Source organism: Ferruginibacter profundus (assembly GCF_054783275.1).
Genome location: NZ_BAAGQW010000001.1, coordinates 2,136,709 through 2,157,661, shown reverse-complemented (window position 1 = coordinate 2,157,661; position 20,953 = coordinate 2,136,709). Strand labels below are relative to the sequence as shown.

Annotated in this window: 24 protein-coding genes; 13 read left to right on the top strand and 11 right to left on the bottom strand. The window is 39.4% G+C overall.

What is annotated here, in order from left to right:
• Genes ACYVM0_RS09125 through ACYVM0_RS09110 form a run of 4 tightly spaced genes read left to right on the top strand, consistent with a single transcriptional unit; the run spans position 1 to position 6,295 of the window.
• Positions 1-807: an SDR family oxidoreductase gene (locus tag ACYVM0_RS09125; RefSeq protein ID WP_460555745.1), complete on the top strand. Its 807-nt coding sequence runs from the start codon at positions 1-3 to the stop codon at positions 805-807.
• 55 nt (positions 808-862) lie between these two features.
• A complete protein-coding gene (locus ACYVM0_RS09120; protein WP_460555743.1) occupies positions 863-1,621 on the top strand; it encodes a TlpA family protein disulfide reductase in 759 nt (252 codons plus the stop codon).
• A gap of 12 nt (positions 1,622-1,633) precedes the next feature.
• Entirely contained in the window at positions 1,634-4,300 is a 2,667-nt protein-coding gene (locus tag ACYVM0_RS09115; protein ID WP_460555740.1) for a glucosidase family protein, read from the top strand.
• A gap of 9 nt (positions 4,301-4,309) precedes the next feature.
• Positions 4,310-6,295 carry an amylo-alpha-1,6-glucosidase gene (locus ACYVM0_RS09110; RefSeq protein ID WP_460555737.1) on the top strand — a complete coding sequence of 662 codons (1,986 nt, stop codon included), beginning with the start codon at positions 4,310-4,312 and terminating at the stop codon, positions 6,293-6,295.
• Positions 6,296-6,351: 56 nt separating this feature from the next.
• Here ACYVM0_RS09110 and ACYVM0_RS09105 read toward each other — a convergent pair whose 3' ends face one another.
• The 10 genes from ACYVM0_RS09105 to ACYVM0_RS09060 all read right to left on the bottom strand — a co-directional run bounded on the left by ACYVM0_RS09105 (position 6,352) and on the right by ACYVM0_RS09060 (position 12,652).
• Positions 6,352-6,807 carry a DoxX family protein gene (locus ACYVM0_RS09105; protein WP_460555734.1) on the bottom strand — a complete coding sequence of 152 codons (456 nt, stop codon included), beginning with the start codon at positions 6,805-6,807 and terminating at the stop codon, positions 6,352-6,354.
• Between the two features lie 9 nt (positions 6,808-6,816).
• Complete coding sequence (locus ACYVM0_RS09100; protein WP_460555731.1) at positions 6,817-7,170, bottom strand: nuclear transport factor 2 family protein; 354 nt, start codon at positions 7,168-7,170, stop codon at positions 6,817-6,819.
• 107 nt (positions 7,171-7,277) lie between these two features.
• Positions 7,278-7,856: a Crp/Fnr family transcriptional regulator gene (locus tag ACYVM0_RS09095; RefSeq protein WP_460555728.1), complete on the bottom strand. Its 579-nt coding sequence runs from the start codon at positions 7,854-7,856 to the stop codon at positions 7,278-7,280.
• 36 nt (positions 7,857-7,892) lie between these two features.
• Positions 7,893-8,774, bottom strand: coding sequence for a helix-turn-helix domain-containing protein (locus tag ACYVM0_RS09090; RefSeq protein ID WP_460555726.1), 882 nt, complete (start codon positions 8,772-8,774; stop codon positions 7,893-7,895).
• Between the two features lie 3 nt (positions 8,775-8,777).
• A complete protein-coding gene (fabF, locus tag ACYVM0_RS09085) occupies positions 8,778-10,031 on the bottom strand; it encodes a beta-ketoacyl-[acyl-carrier-protein] synthase family protein (RefSeq protein ID WP_460555722.1) in 1,254 nt (417 codons plus the stop codon).
• The gene (locus tag ACYVM0_RS09080) at positions 10,028-10,654 is read right to left on the bottom strand and encodes a pyridoxamine 5'-phosphate oxidase family protein (RefSeq protein ID WP_460555719.1); all 627 of its coding nucleotides are present in this window, start codon (positions 10,652-10,654) and stop codon (positions 10,028-10,030) included. Before ACYVM0_RS09080 ends, fabF begins: the two co-directional genes overlap by 4 nt.
• Positions 10,655-10,672: 18 nt before the next feature.
• Positions 10,673-10,864 carry a hypothetical protein gene (locus ACYVM0_RS09075; RefSeq protein ID WP_460555716.1) on the bottom strand — a complete coding sequence of 64 codons (192 nt, stop codon included), beginning with the start codon at positions 10,862-10,864 and terminating at the stop codon, positions 10,673-10,675.
• A 16-nt stretch (positions 10,865-10,880) separates the two neighbouring features.
• Complete coding sequence (locus ACYVM0_RS09070) at positions 10,881-11,291, bottom strand: DUF1348 family protein (protein ID WP_460555713.1); 411 nt, start codon at positions 11,289-11,291, stop codon at positions 10,881-10,883.
• Positions 11,292-11,403: 112 nt separating this feature from the next.
• Positions 11,404-11,961: a carboxymuconolactone decarboxylase family protein gene (locus ACYVM0_RS09065; protein WP_460555710.1), complete on the bottom strand. Its 558-nt coding sequence runs from the start codon at positions 11,959-11,961 to the stop codon at positions 11,404-11,406.
• 160 nt (positions 11,962-12,121) lie between these two features.
• Positions 12,122-12,652: a TlpA family protein disulfide reductase gene (locus ACYVM0_RS09060; RefSeq protein WP_460555707.1), complete on the bottom strand. Its 531-nt coding sequence runs from the start codon at positions 12,650-12,652 to the stop codon at positions 12,122-12,124.
• A 157-nt stretch (positions 12,653-12,809) separates the two neighbouring features.
• Here ACYVM0_RS09060 and ACYVM0_RS09055 point away from each other — a divergent pair, with 157 nt between their 5' ends.
• The 6 genes from ACYVM0_RS09055 (at position 12,810) to ACYVM0_RS09030 (ending at position 18,273) form a co-directional block, all read left to right on the top strand.
• On the top strand, positions 12,810-14,399 hold the full coding sequence (locus tag ACYVM0_RS09055) for a GMC family oxidoreductase (protein ID WP_460555704.1): 1,590 nt from the start codon (positions 12,810-12,812) through the stop codon (positions 14,397-14,399).
• 78 nt (positions 14,400-14,477) lie between these two features.
• Positions 14,478-14,825, top strand: coding sequence for a DUF1622 domain-containing protein (locus tag ACYVM0_RS09050; RefSeq protein WP_460555701.1), 348 nt, complete (start codon positions 14,478-14,480; stop codon positions 14,823-14,825).
• Between the two features lie 60 nt (positions 14,826-14,885).
• Positions 14,886-15,683: an aquaporin gene (locus ACYVM0_RS09045; protein WP_460555698.1), complete on the top strand. Its 798-nt coding sequence runs from the start codon at positions 14,886-14,888 to the stop codon at positions 15,681-15,683.
• Entirely contained in the window at positions 15,649-16,659 is a 1,011-nt protein-coding gene (locus ACYVM0_RS09040; protein ID WP_460555695.1) for a VOC family protein, read from the top strand. Before ACYVM0_RS09045 ends, ACYVM0_RS09040 begins: the two co-directional genes overlap by 35 nt.
• 45 nt (positions 16,660-16,704) lie before the next feature.
• Positions 16,705-17,637, top strand: a complete 933-nt coding sequence (locus ACYVM0_RS09035; protein ID WP_460555692.1) for a hypothetical protein — start codon at positions 16,705-16,707, stop codon at positions 17,635-17,637.
• A gap of 51 nt (positions 17,638-17,688) precedes the next feature.
• A complete protein-coding gene (locus ACYVM0_RS09030; protein WP_460555689.1) occupies positions 17,689-18,273 on the top strand; it encodes a peroxiredoxin-like family protein in 585 nt (194 codons plus the stop codon).
• A gap of 49 nt (positions 18,274-18,322) precedes the next feature.
• Here the strand turns inward: ACYVM0_RS09030 and ACYVM0_RS09025 are convergent, their stop codons facing one another.
• A complete protein-coding gene (locus ACYVM0_RS09025) occupies positions 18,323-18,505 on the bottom strand; it encodes a hypothetical protein (protein WP_460555686.1) in 183 nt (60 codons plus the stop codon).
• 150 nt (positions 18,506-18,655) lie between these two features.
• Between ACYVM0_RS09025 and ACYVM0_RS09020 the strand changes: the two genes are divergently transcribed.
• Genes ACYVM0_RS09020 through ACYVM0_RS09010 form a run of 3 tightly spaced genes read left to right on the top strand, consistent with a single transcriptional unit; the run spans position 18,656 to position 20,952 of the window.
• Positions 18,656-20,311: a S8 family serine peptidase gene (locus ACYVM0_RS09020; protein ID WP_460555683.1), complete on the top strand. Its 1,656-nt coding sequence runs from the start codon at positions 18,656-18,658 to the stop codon at positions 20,309-20,311.
• A gap of 5 nt (positions 20,312-20,316) precedes the next feature.
• Entirely contained in the window at positions 20,317-20,523 is a 207-nt protein-coding gene (locus ACYVM0_RS09015) for a hypothetical protein (RefSeq protein ID WP_460555680.1), read from the top strand.
• Positions 20,524-20,529: 6 nt separating this feature from the next.
• Positions 20,530-20,952 (top strand): hypothetical protein, encoded by a 423-nt coding sequence (locus tag ACYVM0_RS09010; protein ID WP_460555677.1) that lies wholly within the window; start codon positions 20,530-20,532, stop codon positions 20,950-20,952.
• Position 20,953 lies beyond the last annotated feature (1 nt).

The window sequence follows — 20,953 nt, the reverse complement described above, 5'->3', positions numbered from 1 at the left end:
ATGCAAAAAAAATTACAGGGCCAGGTGGCCATAATTACAGGCGCAAGCAGCGGTATAGGCGCTGGCTGTGCTAAAGAAATGGCAAATGCCGGTGCTACGGTAGTGGTGAATTACCCCATAATTCAGGGTAAGGCAATGGCTGAAACTGTGGTAGCAGAAATTGTTGAAGCCGGAGGTAAAGCAATTGCTTATAAATGCGATGTAAGCAGGGAAGATGAAGTACAGCTGATGTTTGCTGATGTGATACAACAATTTGGCACCGTTGATATTTTAGTGAACAATGCCGGTTTACAAAAAGATGCTCCTTTTACCGAAATGACCCTGGAGCAATGGAATTATGTGTTGGGCGTAAATCTCACCGGGCAATTTTTATGTGCACGTGAAGCGATCAGAGAATTTCTTCGTCGTGGGGTAAATGGTAAATCAAAAAGCGCAGGAAAGATCATCTGCATGAGCAGTGTACACGAAGTTATTCCATGGGCGGGCCATGCTAATTATGCTGCCAGCAAAGGTGGCGTAATGCTGATGATGAAAACCATTGCACAGGAATTTGCGCCAAAGATGATTCGTATCAACAGCATTGCTCCCGGAGCTATTGCTACGCCCATTAATCATGATGCATGGGATACACAGGCCCACCTGCAGGAGTTATTGAAATTGATTCCGCAAAAGCGTGTAGGCAAACCCGATGATATTGGTAAAGCGGCGGTATGGTTAGCCAGTGATGATAGTGACTATGTAAATGGTACTACTTTATTTGTAGATGGTGGTATGACTTTGTATCCGGGGTTTGAGGATAATGGGTAGATGCTGATTGGCGATTGACAAGTAACAATAATTACAAAAGATAAACTAATAAAAAATGATACGGTATTTTCTGATTTTTGCGTTGCTCTTTTTCTCCGGAAAAATATTTTCGCAAGGAAAGGTTATAGCGGCTGTTAATGATAGTACAGAATTGCAGCAATTTGATGATGGTACCCAAATAAAGGTGAGCTACTTTTTTAATGGCAATGGAGTGTCTTTAAAAGATAAGGATAACCTGTTGGCAAAGGGTGGCGTATCGTACCAGCAGGAATTCAATATAAAAAATGTTGGAAAGGAGATTATAGGGGAAGTAAATTTTCTGTTGGCTGATTATGACTTACCGGCAAAAAAAGAACTGCATCCCCAAACATTGGATATGCTGACGAATCTTAAAGGAGTATATTTTCCTGCGTTCAGCTGGAGGGATATTAATGGGAATGAATTTTCTACTGAGTCGTTAAAGGGAAAAACGGTGGTATTAAATTTCTGGCATACCTCCTGTATACCCTGCATTGCTGAGATACCTGTATTGAATACACTGGCAGAGAAATACGAAAATAAAAATGTTGTGTTTATTGCCTCTTCACCCAATGAAAAAACCGGGCTGAATAAATTTCTGATTAAAAATACTTTCAAATACATACAGGTGGCGGAAACAGATCCCAATAAAATATTTACTCCGATGCCCGGTTGGCCTATCCATATTGTTATTGACAGCAATGGTATTATACAGTTTGCTGCTTTGGGAAAACAAAACGGGCTGGAAGAAAAGCTATCAAAAAGCATTGATGAATCATTACATGCGATAAAATAAAAATTCCAACACATGAATGCTGAAGAAAAAAGATTAGCCGATCCTGCATGGAAAAAATGGGGACCATATTTAAGTGAGCGCCAGTGGGGCACTGTACGTGAAGATTATAGTGAACATGGCGAAGCCTGGGATTTTTTTCCTCACGACCATGCCAGGAGCAAAGTGTATCGTTGGGGAGAGGATGGTATTGCCGGTATAAGTGATGATATGCAACGCATTTGTTTTGCCATTGCTTTATGGAACGGTAAAGATCCTATTCTTAAAGAGCGGATGTTTGGCTTAACAGGAAGCGAAGGCAATCATGGCGAAGATGTAAAAGAGTTATATTATTACCTGGATAATACACCATCGCATGCGTACATGAAACATTTGTACAAGTATCCACATGCCGAATATCCTTATGCTGAACTTGTAAATAATAACCGTAGCCGCAACAAATACGAGAAGGAATTTGAGTTACTGGATACTAATTTGTTTAATGAGGGAAAATACTTTGATGTGTTTACAGAATATGCAAAAGATAATGCAGAGGATCTGTGTATAAAAATCACCATTCACAATCGTGGAGATGAAACAGCGTATATCGCATTACTTCCTACATTGTGGTTTCGTAATTTATGGAGCTTTGGTTTAATGGATAAGAAACCGACGCTTTGTCTGCAGGAAGAACAAAAGAACTATGGAACAATAAAAGTTGAACATCCTGACCTTGGAGACTATTATTTTTATTTTGACAAACCTGTTCGTACCCTTTTTACCGAAAACGAAACCAATGCAGAGCGTTTGTATGGCCAACCTAATCCGTCACCTTATGTAAAAGATGCTTTTCATACTGCTGTAACAGAAAATAATTTTGAATGGCTGTCAGGAAAAAATGACGGAACAAAATGTGCGCCCATGTATGAATTTAATATAGGGGCACAATCTTCCGTTTCAGTTAAACTGCGTTTAAGTAAACAACCCCATCGGCAAAATCCTTTTGATAACAACTTTGATGCAATATTTATAAACAGAATTAATGAGGCGGATGATTTTTATGCTGCCATAACCGCAGCAAAAGATACAGATCTTATCAATATTCAGCGGCAGGCTTTTGCCGGTATGTTGTGGAGCAAACAATATTTTAATATTGATATTCCCCGCTGGTTAAATGGCGATCCCGGTCAGCCGGCTCCACCTGAAACAAGAAAGAAAGGGCGTAACCATGATTGGCCAACTTTAAATAATGAGGATATTATTTCGATGCCGGATAAATGGGAATATCCCTGGTATGCCGCATGGGACCTGGCTTTTCATTGTGTGCCTTTATCTATGATTGATGCCGGTTTTGCAAAGAGCCAGCTGATATTATTTTTAAGAGAATGGTATATGCATCCCAACGGGCAGTTGCCGGCATACGAATGGGCATTTGGCGATGTTAATCCACCCGTGCATGCATGGAGTTGTATGCAGGTGTATAAAATTGATAAAGCAAAAACGGGGCAGGGAGATATAAAATTTTTAAAACGGGTATTTAAAAAATTACTGTTAAATTTCACCTGGTGGGTAAACCGTAAAGATCATAAAGGCAATAATGTTTTTGAAGGCGGATTTTTAGGGCTGGATAATATTGGCGTATTCGACAGAAGCAGTGCGATACCTGGTGGTGGTGTTTTAGAACAGGCAGATGGTACCAGCTGGATGGCGATGTATTGTTTGAATATGTTGGAGATGAGTTTGGAAATTGCGCAGTACGATGATAGTTACGAAGATGTGACCACAAAATTCTTTGAGCACTTTACTTATATCGCCGAATCATTAAACCGCATGGGTGCTGATTGGACAGGTAGCTGGGATGATGAAGACGGGTTTTTCTATGATGTATTGTCACTACCCGATGGACGATACATTCCTGTAAAAGTGCGCAGCCTTGTAGGGTTAAGCACCCTGTTTGCAGTATTGGTGCTGAAGAAAGATACGTTAAAAAAATTGCCCGATTTTTATAAGCGTTTAAAATGGTTTCAGCAATACAGGGAAAAGAATAATGATTACCTGGTAATAGAAGAGTTGAACGAACATGATGATATTTTACTATCGCTGGTGCCCCGGAAAAAATTAGAACGCCTGGTAAAAGCGCTGCTGGATGAAAAAGAATTTTTATCGCAGGGTGGAATACGTTCTATTTCAAAAATACATGAGCACGGGTATTCGGTGAATATTGACGGGCAGGAATTTGGCCTGGATTACCAGCCTGCAGAAGGTACCAGTGCATTATTTGGTGGCAATAGTAACTGGCGTGGGCCTGTCTGGATGCCGATGAATTATTTATTGATAAATGCATTGCAGCAATACTGCGAATATTATAAAGACGATACAAGGGTAGAATTTCCAACGGGATCGGGCAATGAGATTTTATTGAGTGAGGTATCCAATGAAATAGCCAAAAGATTAGTGTCTACATTTCAGTTGAATAATGAGGGACACCGGCCGGTAAATGATAACTATGCAATTTATCGTGATGATCCGCATTTTAAAGATCTTGTTTTATTCTATGAATATTTTCATGGTGATACTTCAAGAGGTGTTGGCGCTTCGCATCAAACCGGTTGGACCGGTGTGATTGCAGAATTGATCAACAGGATAAGTTTACCTTCTAAACAACCAACGAAATTGAATAAGGAAGAAATATTCATGAAATAAAAAATGGCGATGCTGAAAAAAGATAAAATTATTTTACAAGACTTTACCGAAGCTGCCCAGTATGAATGGCTGGAAACAAATGGCCTTGGTGGCTGGAGCAGTTCTTCCATTATTCATGCCAATACCAGGCGCTATCACGGCTTGCTGGTTGCAGCAACAAATCCTCCTGCGGAAAGAACGGTGCTTTTATCTAAACTGGATGAAACCATTGTGCTGAATGGAAAAAGGATCGAATATGGGACTAACCTTTATGATGGTGATGTTGTTCATCCCGCCGGTAATTTGTTTTTAAAAAGCTTTGGTAAAAAAATATTTCCTGAATGGAGATATGAAACTGAAGGCCTGCAGTTGAAAAAAACAATTGCAATGATACATGGAGAAAACACGGTGGTTGTTTTGTATGAGGTAATTAAGGCCAATACAAAATTTACATTAGAACTTTTGCCTTTGATGGCAGGCAGGTCTTATCATGCCTTGCAGCACGAAGGCCCGCAAATGCATTGGGATGTTGATTTTAACGACGGTATTTTTCATAACCAGCCAGATGGTAATTTGAATGTGTACATCAGTGTTCCAGGGGCAGCTTACAGGCATGCTCCGCGATGGTTTAAAAATTTTAAATACAGTGTGGAAGCATATCGTGGATTGGATTATACCGAAGATCTTTTTAATCACGGGGTAATTACCGTTCCATTAAAAAAAGGTGATTCAATAGGCGTTATCATTTCCACCGAAGACCCTGCAGGAAGGGATGCACAGGAATTGCTGGCAAAAGAAAGTTTGCGAAGACAGGGATTATTAAACGGGCAACCAAAGGATGATACGTTGCAACAATTGATTTTGGCAGCAGACCAGTTTATTGTAAAGCGTGGAGATAATTTAAAAACTATCATAGCCGGATACCACTGGTTTACTGATTGGGGCAGGGATACCATGATAAGTTTACCTGGTTTATGTTTAAGCACCGGCCGTTTTGAAGATGCAAAAAAAATATTATCGGCCTTTGCAAAGAGCGTGAGTATGGGTATGTTGCCCAACCGTTTCCAGGATAATGATGAACCGCCGGAATACAATAACGTTGATGGAACACTTTGGTATTTTGTTGCCGTACATAAATATATAGCGGCCAGCAAAGACAAAAAATTTATACTGGAAGAAATATTACCGGTGCTGAAAGAAATTATCGACTGGCATTATAAAGGTACCCGGTACAACATACATGTGGATGATGATGGCTTGTTATATGCAGGAGAAGCAGGACAGCAATTGACCTGGATGGATGCAAGGATCGGTACCTGGGTGGTTACACCAAGAATGGGTAAACCAGTAGAGATAGCAGCGTTGTGGTATAATGCACTGAAAATATTTGCAGCATTACTGCGTATGAACAAACAAAAAACGGATGCTGTAAAAACAGAAGCAAGGGCGGCAAAAGCAAAAGAAAGTTTTGATCAATTATTCTGGTATAAAGAAGGCGAATATTTGTATGATGTAATTGATGAGCATGGAAAACCGGATGCAGCGTTGAGGCCCAATCAATTATTTGCTATCAGCCTTCCGTTTGCTTTGCTGGAAGGTGACAACGCAAAAAAAGTTTTGCAGGTTGTAACTGAAAAATTATATACACCGGTTGGTTTGAGGAGTTTGCCTGCTGACGACATACATTATGTGCGTCATTACGGTGGCGATCAATGGCACAGGGATTCATCCTATCACCAGGGAACCGTGTGGAGCTGGTTGCTTGGTGCTTATGTTGATGCTGTTATTAAAGTGTATGGTGCCAAAGGAAAAGTGAAAGCACAAAAGATCATTAACGATTTTAAATATCATCTGAGTGAAGGTTGTATTGGTACTGTTGCAGAAATATTTGATGCCGATGCACCACATCATCCACGGGGTTGTATGGCACAGGCATGGGGTGTGGCAGAAGTTTTAAGAGTGATAAAAGAATATGGATTGTATAAAGAGCCGGTAGATAGAACAAAGAAAAATTAATGGGAGCATATTAAATTGAGCATGGTCATTATCGGGTTAATGTAAAATGCCGGGTATTACAACCCGGCATTTTTTGATTTATACAACAATTTATCCAACGATAATTTCCCACTCCCGTTTAGTAGTAATGTTGCGCTAAGTCCAATGACCAATAAAAAATATTCATAGCCTTCTCCTTTCTGGTTCCCGAACCAATTCATGAAAAAGCCGTTCTGAATATGCGATGTAAAAATGATGCCTATAGAAAGAGCGATCATACTGATTGTAATTAACCTTGAGCCAAGGCCCATCACTAATAAAAGGCTGCCAAAAAATTCCAGTAGGATTACTGCAAAACCAATGATCCAGGGCAAGCCAACAGTGGCAGTAAAAAAATTCATTGTTCCTGTAAACCCATAACCACCAAACCAGCCCAATAGTTTTTGTGCACCATGCGGAAATATTACAATGCCAATGGTTAACCTTAACAGGAGCCCCGTCCAGTCGTTATTTGTTTCAAAAATACTTTTCATGGCTATGTATTAATTTCCGTAAAAGAAATGTTCTTTAATAATTTTTCCGTCATCCCAATGTTGTACTGAAACCTGGGTATAATTTTTTTCACCCCATTCCTTATGAGAATAGTCGTAGTGCCAGGTTACATAAGATACATTTTCTCCTGCAGCCACATTCAGTACTTTAGCCCCACGGAAATCAGTGATATTGTTTAAAAATTCCAGCTCTCTTTGCCTGTTGGCGGCTTTACCAACTGTTGCCGGCATCGTGTTTTCCTGCATTGTTACATCATCATGATAATACAATTCAAAAGCGTCGAGCATTTTGCCATCCAGTACCAATTGATTTAAATGATTGATTTTTTCTAAGATCGTGTGCATAAAATTTATTTTGTGTGATAATAAATAAGAATACAAAATTGCATCACAACAGCTACCTGCTCCAATGATGCAGGGTAAGAAATTGTATTGATCTATGGTAAGAGAATTTATTTGCCCGCTAATTGTTTGCGGATGCGGCTGAGCGACTCCGGGGTAATACCAAGATAAGAAGCCACCTGGTGCTGGGGAACTTTTTGTTCTATTGCGTGATACCGCTTGTTAAAATCAAGATAACGTTCTTCGGCAGTCTGGGTAAGGTTAGAAAGGATGCGTCTTTGCAAGGCAACATAACTATTTTGAAATGCAATACGAAAGAGACGTTCAAATTTAGGCACCTGAACATACAATTGTTCAAGATTATTTTTGCTGATCAGTACAACCTGTGATTCTTCAATGGCATCAATAAAATTGGTTGAAGGCAGGCCGGTTAAAAAACTGTATTGATCACCGATCCACCAATCGCTGATGGCAAACTGGATAATATGTTCCAGGCCTTTTTCATCTAAATAATATTGCCGCAGGCAACCACTGTTTACAAAACACTCATATTGAAATACCTCACCCTCTTCCAGCAGGAATTGTTTTTTGCGTAACCGTTTCAACTGCAATAACGAGGTAAAATAAGCCAGCTCATCTGTTGTAAGATCAATATGCCTGGCAATATTTTTTTGAATGAGTTCAAACATGGATTAAAAATACAACAAATTATAAATCTTCCCTGTTTAAGCCATTGCCTTTGCGTAGCCCACGGTATCCCGGTACAACTGTGGTGATACGTCGGCATTTACCTTAAAAAAACGGCTGAAATAATATTCATCTTCATAACCCAGCTCCCATGCAATTTCTTTAACAGTTTTATCGGTGAGGTATAATTCTCTTTTGGCCTCGATGATGATGCGTTCATTAATAAGGCTGCTGAGTGTTTTATTAAAATGAGATTTAGTGATTTTTGCCAATGCCTTCGGAGAAATGTAAAGCATCTCTGCATAATCGGCAGGGGAGTGCTTGGTCTTGAAATTTTCTTCAATAGCATCTTTAAGTTTTTGCAGAATAAAAGGCTCTTCGTTACCTTTTACTGATACGGCAGCTTCAGGTTGTTGTTGTGTTTTTAAACGGGATGCCGTTATTAAAAATATTTTCAGGTAAGAAACCAGCAATTCATATTGAGCCAGCGCAGGATTTTGCATTTCAGTTTCAAGCTGATGGCAAAGCATCTTTAAAGTTGCGGCAGACGGCTCATCAACTTTTACAAAAGGCGGCTTGTACACATTGTTGTAGAGTACGCCATTGCAGGATACTTCTTTATCGTGTTTATAAATGCAAAAGAATTCAGGATGAAAATAAATGGCTATACCTTTTATGGGTTGTGTACCTGAAAACATAAAAGGCTGATAGGGAGCGAATGCAAATAAACTATTGGCTTCAAAGTCATATTCTGCAAAATCGGCTATCACTTTTCCTGTTCCTTCGGTAACCCAGATCAATGAAAAATAATTATTGCGCTGGATATGGTCGAAAAACCCATTGTCTTCAAAATGAAAAAGTTTGAACGCAAGATTCCCGTTCTGCTGATTAACCAGTGTAAAAGTAGATTGGTTGAGCATGGGTTATTTATATTTTTTTAAAATGATGGTTGCAATATGCCCGCCAAAACCAAAGGTATTACTCATTGCATAATTAATTTGTTTTGTTTGGGCGACACCTAAAGTTAAATTGAATGTATTGTTATAACCAGGTTCCACTTCATTGGTATTAATTGTTGGTGGAACTATGTCATCTGCAATAGCTTTTGTTGAAATAATGGCTTCTATGGCGCCAGCAGCGCCCAGCAGATGTCCCGTCATGGATTTAGTAGCGCTGATGTTTAAATTCTTTCTTTTTCCAAAAACTCTCATAATAGCTTTTAGTTCACTTTCATCACCCATATGTGTTGATGTGGCGTGTGCATTGATGTAATCAATAGCTGATGCACCAATCGCAGCATCTTCTAATGCATCCAACATTCCTAGATAAGCACCTTCACCATCAGGATGAGTGCCGGTAAGATGGAATGCATCAGCTGCCATTCCGGTGCCTGTAATTTCCGCCAGTATGGTGGCCCCTCTTTCAATAGCAGCGTCCAGGCTCTCCAGTACTAAAGCCCCTGCACCTTCGCCCATTACAAATCCATCTCTTTTGATGTCAAAAGGCCTTGATGCTCCTCCGGGATTGTCATTATTTGTGGATAATGCTTTTGAAGCATTGAATCCTCCGATTGAACTCTCATTGATTGGCGCTTCCGATCCACCGGTAATGATCATATCGGCTTTACCTAAACGGATATAATTGCAGGCATCAATGATCGCATTATTGGAAGAAGCACATGCAGAAACAGTAGAAAAATTTAATCCTCTTAATCCATGCCGGATTGAAATAACACCGGAAGGAATATCAGCAATGATCTTCGGAATAAAATACGGATTAAAGCGGGGCTGTTTATTTCCCTTTATAAATTCTTCTACCTGGTCCTGGAAAGTTTGAATACCACCATTGCCCGACCCCCAGATAACCCCGATCTTATTGCGGTTTAAATGCTCAAAATTAATATTCGCATTTTTTATGGCTTCGTCAGAAGCAGCCACTGCGTATTGCGTAAACAGATCGTATTTACGGGCCTCGTTTTTTTCAAAGTAATCAGTAGCCGTAAAGTTTTTAATTTCTGCTGCAAATTTGGTTTTAAAATTAGCAGTATCAAATTTTGTAATTAAGCTCACGCCGCTTTTTCCTGCAATAATGTTTTTCCAGAATTCATCCACTGTATTGCCCAATGAAGTAACCACACCCATTCCTGTGATCACTACCCGTTTTAAATCTTTTATCATACATCCTGATTTTTTAATTGTTGCTTCAGTCTTTTTATTTCTGCTTCCAGGTTTGCGATCTGCTGTTGTTGCGGTGCAAATGCATTTTCAATTGCTGCAATGGTATAGCGTGGTGTAATGTGTTGGGGGCAATTCCAGTCATATGCTTCAATAGTAAACACCATCATGCGTTCAGGTTTAAACTTATATTCCTCCAGGTCAAGTTGATCAAATAAAGCCGGATCATCTTTCAATTCAACGATCTCTGCGGTAGCATATATTTTTAATCTTGCCCTTGCAGGATAATCAACCATTATCAGCGCCACATTTTTATTGGTGGCAATATTGCCAACAGAAATGTATTGCATATTTCCTTTAAAATCTATAAAACCCAGGCGCTTGGTATCCAGCACTTTTAAAAAGCCGGCCGGCCCGCCACGGTGCTGTATGTAAGGAAATCCATTTTCTCCGTAAGACGCCATGTAAAAGCTATCCTGCTGCGAAATGAATTCTGCTTCGTTTTCGGTTAGCCCATCTACATAAGTATTTTGCTCCATCCTGGCGTAACTCTTCCTGCTGCCCGATTTTTCCTGCATTTCTTTTACAGCTTTGGTAAAAGCTATGGATGCGAAATTTTTTGCCATGCTTTAAAATTTAATTATTCAGGCATTGGGTATAGCAATAATTTTTACCTTGCTTTCTTCCTGCCTTAAAACCCTGTCCCAGAGGGTATCCCCGCATTCGTCATACAAAACAATATCGTCTGCGTCGGGTTGCTTATTACCCTTAGTTGACTCGGGAACTGAAACTGTGTTTTCTTTTAATGCTTTATCTTTCGTTGTATTCTTTTCCATAACAATTTTATTTATTTTATAATCTTCTATCCGATTCTTTGATGGGTAAATCATTAATGCTGGCATATCTTTTTCTCATTAAACCATTGTTATCAAATTCCCAGTTTTCATTTCCATAGGCTCTGAACCATTGTCCTTCGGCATTTTGATACTCATACTCAAACCTTACTGCCATACGGTTTTCACGAAAGCCCCACAATTCTTTTTTTAATTTATAGTTCAATTCTTTTTCCCACTTGCCTTTTAAAAATTGCTTTACAGCTTCACGGCCGTTTATAAAATCGGTGCGGTTGCGCCACTCGGTATCAATGGTATAAGCCAGGCAAATCCTTTCAGGGTCTTTACTGTTCCAGGCATCTTCAGCCAATTGTACTTTTTGTAATGCGGTTTCCATCGTAAACGGAGGAAGAGGGAATTTTTGTTCCATGATAAAATCGTTTGAATATGTAAAGTTGAAAATAAATCGCAGTTATGGTAATGGAGAATCGGCACAAAAGGATGGACAATTTTCCCCCGTGCCGGTTCTCTCACTTTCCTATTTAATTATTGCTTGCTGCAAAGCTGGATTCCAGGGCCGGCGCCAAAGGAAAATCAACCGGCACTTTTGTAAGGTTATGTAAATAGTTCATGGCAGTTTTATCACTCACCTGTAAAATCAGATCCACCAGGTTTTCATTAGTGTAGCCCTGTGCATAAAAATCATCTACCAATGCGGCGTCTGCATTACCACGGTTTTTTGTAATATCGGCAGCCAGTTTAACCAGTGCATTTAATTTAGGGTTTTCTGATTTTGCATTGCGGATATCCAGCAATTGTTCGTCAGTAAAGCCATTCATTTTACCGATCACAATATGTGCGCTTTGGCAGTAAATACAATTGTTTACCTGGCTAACTACTAAATTAACTGCTTCTTTTTCTTTGTTGCTTAAAGTGGTTTTGGCATTTTGATAGGCAAGATACCTGGTCAATCCGTTATCAGAGTATGCGATAGTGGCATAAAGGTTTGGGACAAAGCCAAGCGCTTTGGTAAGGTTATCGAAAATGGCCTGGTTGGCTGGTGCTACTTCATCTCTTGCGGGAACTGTGAACTTTTTCATTTTTTATATTTTAAATTTGATGTCGTTATTGACAATGCAAAGATGCACCGGCAATGTTCCGTAAAGAATGGATGATGAACGCCCCTTAATGGATAATTTTTTCTGTAAAAAAAAGGCACATGATTCATGTGCCGTATTATTATGTTGGCTTGTAATATCTCTACTTCAGTAATTGGTCAATCGCTTCCTGCAGTTTCATTTTAATATCATCGGTATAGCCAATAAATACCTGACGTATGATACCGTCTTTATCTGCGATCAGATGAGTAGGGAAATTTTCGATGTGCATCGTCTTAATATAATCCAGCGAAGAAGGAATTAGCTGGTAGGTGAAAGTATTTTTTTGTAAAAATTTCCTGATCTGCTTTTCATTTTCCGGTGCAGGGGCTATAAATACAACAGGGTTTTCTTTATTGGCAGCAACAAGCTCAGTTAAAAAAGGCATTTCTTTAATACAGGGGCCACAGTAAGTAAACCAAAAATTGATCACTATAATTTTGCCTTTTAATTTTTTTAGTTCTAATGCCTGTTTATCTATACTGGTAAATTTAAAATCAGCCAGGGGTTTGTTTACAACACTTGTTTTAAATAATTCAATAGCCGCAGCTCTTTTTGCTGCTTCATCCTGGCCAATTGCAATTTGAGTTATCAATAGTAAAGCAAGGATATTAAGGCCGATGATCTTTTTCATTTTTTTTATTTATAAAACTATACTATCCCGGCATGGTCATTTGTAAGATTGCAGACAATTACAGTTTTTTTTATGAGGCGGCTTTCTTTATTGATTGGTCATGTATATGACATGGAATATGTAGCCAAATGTTTCATTTTGTAATGAAATTATTTTTATGAACAACAACTACTACGACATCATTATCATCGGCACCGGCAGTGGTGGCAGTACTATTGCAAAAAAACTGTCAGAAACCGGCAGGAAAATTTTGATACTGGAAAGAGGTGGATTTATTCCGAAAGAAAAAGAAAACTGGGATGCAAAAGAAGTGGTGGTAAACGGCCGGTACCGGCCAAAGGAAAACTGGTACGATAAAGATGATAAACCGTTTTTGCCATTTATACATTATAATGTCGGCGGTAACAGCAAAGTGTACGGTGCCGCCATGTTTCGTTTCAGGGAAAGTGATTTTGCAGCAGTAGAACATTATGGCGGCACAAGCCCTGCCTGGCCGTTTGGTTACGAAACACTGGCACCTTATTATGATATAGCCGAAAAAATGTATCATGTTCATGGAAAACGTGGTATTGATCCCAGTGAACCCAAAACATCCATGCCATATCCCTTGCCGCCTTTACCTTACGAGCCTTTGATAAAAGACCTGGAGAATAAACTGGTACAGATAGGGTTACAACCTTTTCCGTTACCAATGGGTATAAACCTTCCGCAGGATCATAATAAAAATGCATCACCGGTAGTATTGGAAAATTTTGATGGCTTTCCCGACCCCACAGATTCCAAAGCTGATGCACAATCATCCGCTTTAAACAGTGCATTGATGAATGATACTGTAACATTGGTAACACATGCCTATGTTGAAAAACTCATCACCGATAAAAGCGGGAAAAAAGTAATAGCTGTTGCTGCAATAATTGAAGGCGAAGAAAAGATACTCAGTGCGGATATCATTATTGTTGCATGTGGTGCAGTAAACAGTGCAGCTTTGTTCTTACGCAGTGCCAATGATAAACATCCTTACGGGCTTGCCAATTCTTCCGGTCAGGTTGGACGAAATTTAATGTTGCACCACAATGGATGTTTGGTGGCCTTTACTAAAAAGAAAAATGATTGTGTATTTCAAAAAAGCCTGGGGCTGGCAGATTTTTATCATGGCGCCAATGACAGTACTTTTCCGTTGGGAGAAATTCAGCTGATGGGGCGCAATGATGCGGATACGATTTTGTGGATGGCCGAAAAAATTGCACCCGGCAAAACTTATGACGAACTGAAAGCAATGACAATCGATTTCTGGTTGACGGCTGAAGACCTGCCGTCACCGGATAACAGGGTTACGCTTTGTGAAGATGGTGCCATTAAAGTTAACTACACCAGGACCAATTACACCGCTTACGAAAAATTAAAAGAGAAACTAAAACAGGTGTTCGTGCAATTGGGAGAAATTGATGCCGATTATAAAGATGTACAGTGGGGTGGTTACGATTTAGATGTAAGTGGTATGAGTCACCAGAATGGCACATTACGTTTTGGCAATGATCCTTCACAATCAGTACTTGACCTGAATTGCAAAACACACGACCTGGAAAATGTATACGTGGTGGATGCAAGCTTTTTTCCCAGTTGCGGCGCATTTAATCCTGCACTAACCATTGCAGCCAATGCATTGCGTGTAGGAGAACATATTGCTGATAAGGTATTGGGAAATGAAACAGCGAAGAAAAAAACAGCTGTTGTAGTAACAATGTAAAATCCGGTTTTCTTATAGGTGCGGTTTTGAGTTGAAGGCGACAGGGAGCTGTCGCCTTTTTTAAATTAAAATCAGAAGATGGAAGAAATAGCAAAAATAATTACAACTGATATCAGCCATACACTCGAGATCATTTCGGCATTGGTTATTGCTACCGCCTTATTGCAACTTATAATTGATTATTTTAAATCAACAATCAAAGAGAAAAAGATAATTACTGCAGAAGAAGCCCGTGTAAAATTCGGCAGCTCAGTAGCAGTAGCATTAGAACTTTTATTGGGCGGAGATGTACTGGCAACTGCTGTGGCACCAAGCTGGAACGATATTGGAAAACTGGCTGCTATTGCAACCATACGAACCATACTAAATTATTTTTTAGAAAGAGAACTAAAACATATACATCAAAGTAAACGCAGCATAAGTTAATTGCCTTTTTTCGTCAACTATACGACAGCATTTTTTTTTGCTTTGATTTCTCTTTGTATCATGTTAGCAACATTTAAAAACAATTGGAGACTGTACCTGATGGAAGCCCTTGGCCTCGCCATCTTCATGGTATCCGCTTGTTTTTTTAGTGCTTTGTTATTCTCTCCCTATAGTTCCTGGTACCATTTGTTTCGGGATGACATGATGCGAAATTTACTGATGGGACCAATGATGGGGTTGACGGCACTCTTTATTTTTTACTCGCCGTTTACTGCACCAAGTGGTGCCCATATTAATCCTGCCGTTACCATTACTTTTTTGCGATTGGGAAAAATAAGCAGGGAAAATGCTGCTTTCTACATACTCTTTCAATTTATTGGCGGCACTGCGGCAGTATTTGTAATGCAGTGGCTGATGGGCAAAATACTTACCGGGTCACCCGTAAACAGTGCGGTAACAGTTCCCGGAAAAGCAGGTACCATCAATGCAGCCATCACCGAATTTTTTATTGCTTTTATAATGATCTCAATGGTATTATTTACATCAGCCAGCAAGCGATTAAAAAAACATACCCGCAAATTTGCTGCATGTCTTGTTTGTTGCTATGTGATTTTTGCAGGCCCCATCAGCGGCTTTGGTATGAATCCGGCAAGAAGTTTTGCGTCTGCTTTTCCTTCCGGTATCTACACCGCCTTCTGGATATACCTGCTTATTCCTTTTGCCGGTATGCTTGTGGCAGCAGAATGTTTTGTCAGCATTCAATCAGTAAAAAGAAAATGCCGGTTAAAGATCGTTCATAAAAACCTGGATTTAAAAAAAAGAAATGATGAAAAAATATTTAAGGATTTTACTTATTAGCATATTTGTTTTGTCTGGTAATAATTATTTGTTTGCGCAGGTAAACAAAGTAGATGCTATTGGTATTACGGTAAAAGATTTAACCCGTGCTGAAAAATTTTATGAAGCAGTATTGGGGTTTAAAAAAATAGCTGAGCATGAATACTCTGGTACTGCCTACGAAAAATTAGAAGGCATCTTTGGGTTACATGTTCGTGTGGCAAGGCTGCAACTGGGCGATGAGTACATTGAGTTAACTGACTATTTAACCGCAGGAGGCAGGAGTATTCCTGAAGACCAGAAAAGCAATGATCTTTTTTTTCAGCACATGGCTATTGTGGTAAGCGATATGGATAAAGCATTTGAACAATTGAAAAAACATAATGTGGAGTTTGTATCTACTGCACCGCAAACGCTGCCGGTTACTAATGTTGCTGCGGCAGGAATAAAAGCATTTTATTTTCATGATGCAGACAATCATAATCTAGAGCTCATCTGTTTTCCTAAAGGTAAAGGCGATCCTAAATGGCAAAACTCCGGGGGCAAAATATTTTTAGGAATCGATCACACGGCTATTGGTGTTAGTAGTACCGAAAGCAGCCAGAAATTCTACGCAGGCATTTTAGGTATTGAAAGAAAAGGGGATAGCTGGAATTTTGGAACGGAACAGGAACATTTGAATAATGTAGAGGGTGCAAGCCTGCACATTACAGGTTTTAGAACAACTAATGGCCCCGGCATTGAATTTTTACAATACCTTAAACCCGGTCCGGGTAAAGTATACCCTGCTGATACCAGGGCAGATGACATATGGTTCTGGCAAACTACTTTACTCACTAAGGATGCTGCAGCACTCTACAATACATTAAAGGCTTCCAATTATACATTTGTATCAAATGAGCTGGTACTGAATGATGAAAATGGAAAAAATACCAGATCATTTATCGTAAAAGACCCCGATGGCCATGCCATGCTGGTAAAAGAAATAGTTCAATAAAACTATACCGCTTAAAATTTTGTATATCAAAAATAAAATCGCAGCATGAGAAAAATTATTACCCTGTTCAGTATAGCCGTATTTGTTTGCAGTTTCAACGACGTTAATGCACAGGGCTGCAGTGATGCCGGTGTTTGTACCATTCATGCAATAAAAAATAATACCGAAGGAGAAAGCACTGATAAAACAAAGAACGAGGTAACAGTTGGATTTTCTTTTGGCAAGGGAGAAAGAAAAACGAATGATTATACCACTTCGGTTGAATATACCCGGAGACTAGGTATACAAACTTCTGTTACCGGGAAATTAAATTTTTCTGCAGTGGGCGGAGAGTTAGCTAATACCTCAGGGCCTGGTGATCTGTTTCTTTCTGTTAACCATGCATTTGATATCAAAAAGAAATGGCAAAAATCCTTTATAGTGGGTCTGAAAATTCCTTTGGATGATGGCAACATCATTAAGAATGGTATTTATCTTCCTATGCCATACCAAACCAGCTTAGGCACTACAGATTTGGTATTGGGTGTAAACTTTAGTAAAAAATCTTTTGGTGCCACCATTGCCGTGCAACAACCATTAAAACCAACAAACAGCAATCGTTTTCTGCCGTCAGATTATCCTTTAAATACACTGGCAGCAAAATATTTACCTACTAATAAATTTGTACGAAAAGGTGATGTGCTCTTGCGTCTCTCTTATAATATTAAACTCAATAATAAAAAATTTTCTGTTCGTCCGGGGCTGTTATCTATTTATCATGAGGCTAACGATACGTACCTGGATGCAGCGAATATAAGAAAGGAAATTCCGGAATCAAGTGGCCTTACGCTTAATGCTGTAGTATTTGCCGGCTATAAACTAAACGCCAAAAGCGGATTTGAACTTGGCATCGGGAGTCCTTTTGTTGTACGCACCAACAGGCCGGATGGTTTAACCCGATCTGTAGTAGCCTCACTGGATTACAAAATCAATTTTTAATAACGGAGTTATAACTCCACTAAACCCATCACTAACTTTAATTAAAATTTTATGAAGCAACTCATGTTAACCATTGGCTTATTCATTGCAGCCTTTACCTCAAATGCACAGGATAAACCTAAAGGATTAAATGTAAACGACAAAGCGCCTGTATTTTCTGCAAAGAACCAGGCAGGAAAAACAGTGAGCCTGAAAGAACAATTAAAATCAGGCGCTGTGGTACTGATATTTTATCGTGGCCAGTGGTGTCCTTTTTGCAATAAGCAATTAAAAGGACTGGAAGATTCGCTGTCGTTAATTACAGCCAAAGGCGCAACGCTTATTGCAGTAACCCCGGAAAAGCAGGAGAATATCAGTAAGACAATAGCGAAGACAAAAGCTTCTTATCCTATCTTATTTGATGATGGATTAAAAATAATGAAGAGCTATGATGTGGCATTTACGGTAGATGATAAAACAGTTGAAAAATACAAGGGCTATGGAATTGATTTTGCTGAAGTGAATGGAGCCAACGGTGCTAACTTACCGGTTCCCGCTGTTTATATAATTAATAAGGAAGGTGTAATAACCTATAAATATTTTGATGCCGACTACCGGAAGCGTGCCAGTGTGCAGGATATTCTTGATCATTTATAAAATCACTTTGAGTCAATATTTGTTGACGGGGTGCCGGAAGGCACCCTTTTTATTTTATAGCAATGGTATTTATTACAGCCGCCCGGGCCGGAAGTTCTTTTTCTGAAATCACCTCCTGAACTGATGGGGTAAGCTCTTTACTGCGGTGTGAAACGGCATGGCCGGTAAATACGGTTAAAATAAAAGCGCTCCAGATTAAATGCCTCGTGTGGTTAAATCTTTTGTGTATCATAACAAGCCATTTTATTGCTATAAATCTACGTCGTTGACCGGTAAATATTTGTCTTTCAGAAGACGTCAATTATTTTTTTTATTCTGGTCACCTGAATGACAAATGCTATAGCAGCTCTTTATTTTCTTTGTTGTACTTAAAATTTCTCACATGCATGTCGATGAAAAAATTATCTGCCCGCTTTGCAATGATGCAGTAGATAGATTGCTTTATCGTTTTCATACTGAAAGTGAACAGGTCATCCTGGAAAAAATAAAATTACACAATCCCGAATGGGCTGATGAGGATGGCATTTGTAGCAGATGCCTGGATTATTTTAACACGGAGATATTACTGGAACAAAAAATGTTGCCGGAGATTGGCCCTTACTTTCCTGTAAAAAGTGCAGATGATTTTATTATTCTTCCTACACCCATAAGGGTTAACACCAATCCGAAATATTCCGGCAAAGGTGTTACTATCTGCTTTATCGATAGTGGATTTTATTTACATCCCGACCTGGTACAAAATAAGAACAGGATAAAAAAGATCGTGGATATCACAACAGCTAAAACAACAGCTAAATATTTTTCGCAACCACATAATTCATCCTGGCATGGCACCATGACGAGTGTGGTGTGTGCAGGTGATGGTTATTTAAGCAATGGTTTATACAAGGGTATTGCAAGCGAAGCATCGCTTGTATTACTGAAAGTGATGAATGAAGAAGGAAAAATAACCACAGAGAATATAGCCAAAGCCCTGCAGTGGGTAAAGAGCAATCATTTGAAATATAATATCCGCCTGGTCAATATGTCTCTCGGGGATGACGCAACAGGTATGTGGGCAAACAGCAAAGTGGATCTGCTGGCTGAAGAATTAATTGCAAAAGGTATTACCATTGTGGCTGCTGCCGGCAATGATGATAAAGCGTCCATCAGGCCACCGGCCAACGCACCCAATGTTATTGCTGTTGGCGGCTGGGATGATAACAATTGTTTAAACGGCAACGAAAATAAATTATACCATTCTTCGTATGGCAAAACAGCCGATGAATTGTACAAGCCGGAATTGATAGCCAATGCAATATGGATAGCAGCCCCCATTTTACCTGGTACGCCGGCCCGGGAAGCAGCAGCAGCTTTGTATGAATTACACCAATGCAGCGACGGGGAGCTGCAGGAAAAGATATGCACACTGGGTGTTAAAGCCGGCATCAGTTATAGCGAAACAGGGAAAAAAGATGTAACTTTTATCAGGCAACAAATTACAGACAGGATACAGCAATGCAAATATATTTCGCCGCACTATATGCATGTTGACGGAACTTCTTTTGCAGCGCCGATAGTTACAGCAGTGATAGCACAATTGCTTGAAATTAATCCTAACCTTACGCCAGCGCATATTCGTACCATTTTGTTCAGTACTGCAAAAAGATTACCCAGCTTGCCCGCAGAGCAGCAGGGTTATGGCATCATTCATCCGGGAAAAGCAATTATAAAAACCCTGCAAAATTTTTTTTCTATGAAACAACATACATCACCATTCATCAACAAAAGGAAAAAAGCCATCGAGTTTTATATTCAAAACCCCTGCGCTTCACACATTTCTCTTGCCGGAAGTTTTAATCATTGGGCACATGATGCGTTACTGATGGAACCCACAAAAAACGGTTTGTGGAAAATAGAAATTCCGATGCTGCCAAAGGGCACCTACCAGTACAAATTTTTTGTTGATGACAAGGTTTGGCTGGAAGATATCGATAATCCTTACCGCCAACCCGATGGACTGAATGGGTTCAATAGTTTATTACTGATAGAAAATTAAATTGCATGACAATATTGATAACAATAATTTTCGTGGTGGCAGCGCTATACCTGGTTGCCGGATTTTTGTTTGCTATTTGCTTCCTGAGCAAAGGCATACAGAAAGTAGATACTACTGCACATGGTTCAGGTTGGGGATTCCGGCTTATCATAATGCCCGGCACCATTGTGTTGTGGCCGGTATTATTAAACAAATGGAGAAAAATAAAATAATTATAAATGATACAACCGCTACGTAAAAAGCATTTGCAAATATGGAGTTTACTGGCTATACTGATTCCTGCAGGAATCATCAGCGCTTATATGATAGTTCCAAAAGAAGTAGTGAATAAATTAACGGGCAAAAATAATGCAGCGGCTTTACCGGTGGAAATAAAAAAGCTGGAACGAAAAAATTATTCAGCATGCCTCAGAAATAGTACTGATAGAAAAAATTACCAGTTGCAAATCAATATTCTCAACGAATCAACAACGCCATCCTCATTAATTTATCAACTCAATAAAGATGACAATGAGCTGATAGGAAGAACCGCAAGCAAAGGTAATTATTATTTTTCGTTAAAAGCGGATAGTTCGGGCAGCTATAGTTTTCTTCTGTATGATATTATTCACCGGCAAAATATAGATACCCTAAATTTTTAAA

What these genes read in the sequence shown, in the direction of transcription:
- ACYVM0_RS09120 (WP_460555743.1), top strand. Translation starts at nt 863, where the DNA reads ATGATACGGTATTTTCTGATTTTTGCGTTGCTCTTTTTCTCCGGAAAA.
- ACYVM0_RS09095 (WP_460555728.1), bottom strand. Translation starts at nt 7,856, where the DNA reads ATGTTTGAACTCATTCAAAAAAATATTGCCAGGCATATTGATCTTACA.
- ACYVM0_RS09030 (WP_460555689.1), top strand. Translation starts at nt 17,689, where the DNA reads ATGAAGCAACTCATGTTAACCATTGGCTTATTCATTGCAGCCTTTACC.
- ACYVM0_RS09090 (WP_460555726.1), bottom strand. Translation starts at nt 8,774, where the DNA reads ATGCTCAACCAATCTACTTTTACACTGGTTAATCAGCAGAACGGGAAT.
- ACYVM0_RS09035 (WP_460555692.1), top strand. Translation starts at nt 16,705, where the DNA reads ATGAGAAAAATTATTACCCTGTTCAGTATAGCCGTATTTGTTTGCAGT.
- ACYVM0_RS09080 (WP_460555719.1), bottom strand. Translation starts at nt 10,654, where the DNA reads ATGGCAAAAAATTTCGCATCCATAGCTTTTACCAAAGCTGTAAAAGAA.
- ACYVM0_RS09125 (WP_460555745.1), top strand. Translation starts at nt 1, where the DNA reads ATGCAAAAAAAATTACAGGGCCAGGTGGCCATAATTACAGGCGCAAGC.
- ACYVM0_RS09105 (WP_460555734.1), bottom strand. Translation starts at nt 6,807, where the DNA reads ATGAAAAGTATTTTTGAAACAAATAACGACTGGACGGGGCTCCTGTTA.
- ACYVM0_RS09065 (WP_460555710.1), bottom strand. Translation starts at nt 11,961, where the DNA reads ATGAAAAAGTTCACAGTTCCCGCAAGAGATGAAGTAGCACCAGCCAAC.
- fabF (WP_460555722.1), bottom strand. Translation starts at nt 10,031, where the DNA reads ATGATAAAAGATTTAAAACGGGTAGTGATCACAGGAATGGGTGTGGTT.
- ACYVM0_RS09025 (WP_460555686.1), bottom strand. Translation starts at nt 18,505, where the DNA reads ATGATACACAAAAGATTTAACCACACGAGGCATTTAATCTGGAGCGCT.
- ACYVM0_RS09045 (WP_460555698.1), top strand. Translation starts at nt 14,886, where the DNA reads ATGTTAGCAACATTTAAAAACAATTGGAGACTGTACCTGATGGAAGCC.
- ACYVM0_RS09050 (WP_460555701.1), top strand. Translation starts at nt 14,478, where the DNA reads ATGGAAGAAATAGCAAAAATAATTACAACTGATATCAGCCATACACTC.
- ACYVM0_RS09010 (WP_460555677.1), top strand. Translation starts at nt 20,530, where the DNA reads ATGATACAACCGCTACGTAAAAAGCATTTGCAAATATGGAGTTTACTG.
- ACYVM0_RS09110 (WP_460555737.1), top strand. Translation starts at nt 4,310, where the DNA reads ATGCTGAAAAAAGATAAAATTATTTTACAAGACTTTACCGAAGCTGCC.
- ACYVM0_RS09075 (WP_460555716.1), bottom strand. Translation starts at nt 10,864, where the DNA reads ATGGAAAAGAATACAACGAAAGATAAAGCATTAAAAGAAAACACAGTT.
- ACYVM0_RS09040 (WP_460555695.1), top strand. Translation starts at nt 15,649, where the DNA reads ATGATGAAAAAATATTTAAGGATTTTACTTATTAGCATATTTGTTTTG.
- ACYVM0_RS09060 (WP_460555707.1), bottom strand. Translation starts at nt 12,652, where the DNA reads ATGAAAAAGATCATCGGCCTTAATATCCTTGCTTTACTATTGATAACT.
- ACYVM0_RS09115 (WP_460555740.1), top strand. Translation starts at nt 1,634, where the DNA reads ATGAATGCTGAAGAAAAAAGATTAGCCGATCCTGCATGGAAAAAATGG.
- ACYVM0_RS09055 (WP_460555704.1), top strand. Translation starts at nt 12,810, where the DNA reads ATGAACAACAACTACTACGACATCATTATCATCGGCACCGGCAGTGGT.
- ACYVM0_RS09070 (WP_460555713.1), bottom strand. Translation starts at nt 11,291, where the DNA reads ATGGAACAAAAATTCCCTCTTCCTCCGTTTACGATGGAAACCGCATTA.
- ACYVM0_RS09015 (WP_460555680.1), top strand. Translation starts at nt 20,317, where the DNA reads ATGACAATATTGATAACAATAATTTTCGTGGTGGCAGCGCTATACCTG.
- ACYVM0_RS09020 (WP_460555683.1), top strand. Translation starts at nt 18,656, where the DNA reads ATGCATGTCGATGAAAAAATTATCTGCCCGCTTTGCAATGATGCAGTA.
- ACYVM0_RS09100 (WP_460555731.1), bottom strand. Translation starts at nt 7,170, where the DNA reads ATGCACACGATCTTAGAAAAAATCAATCATTTAAATCAATTGGTACTG.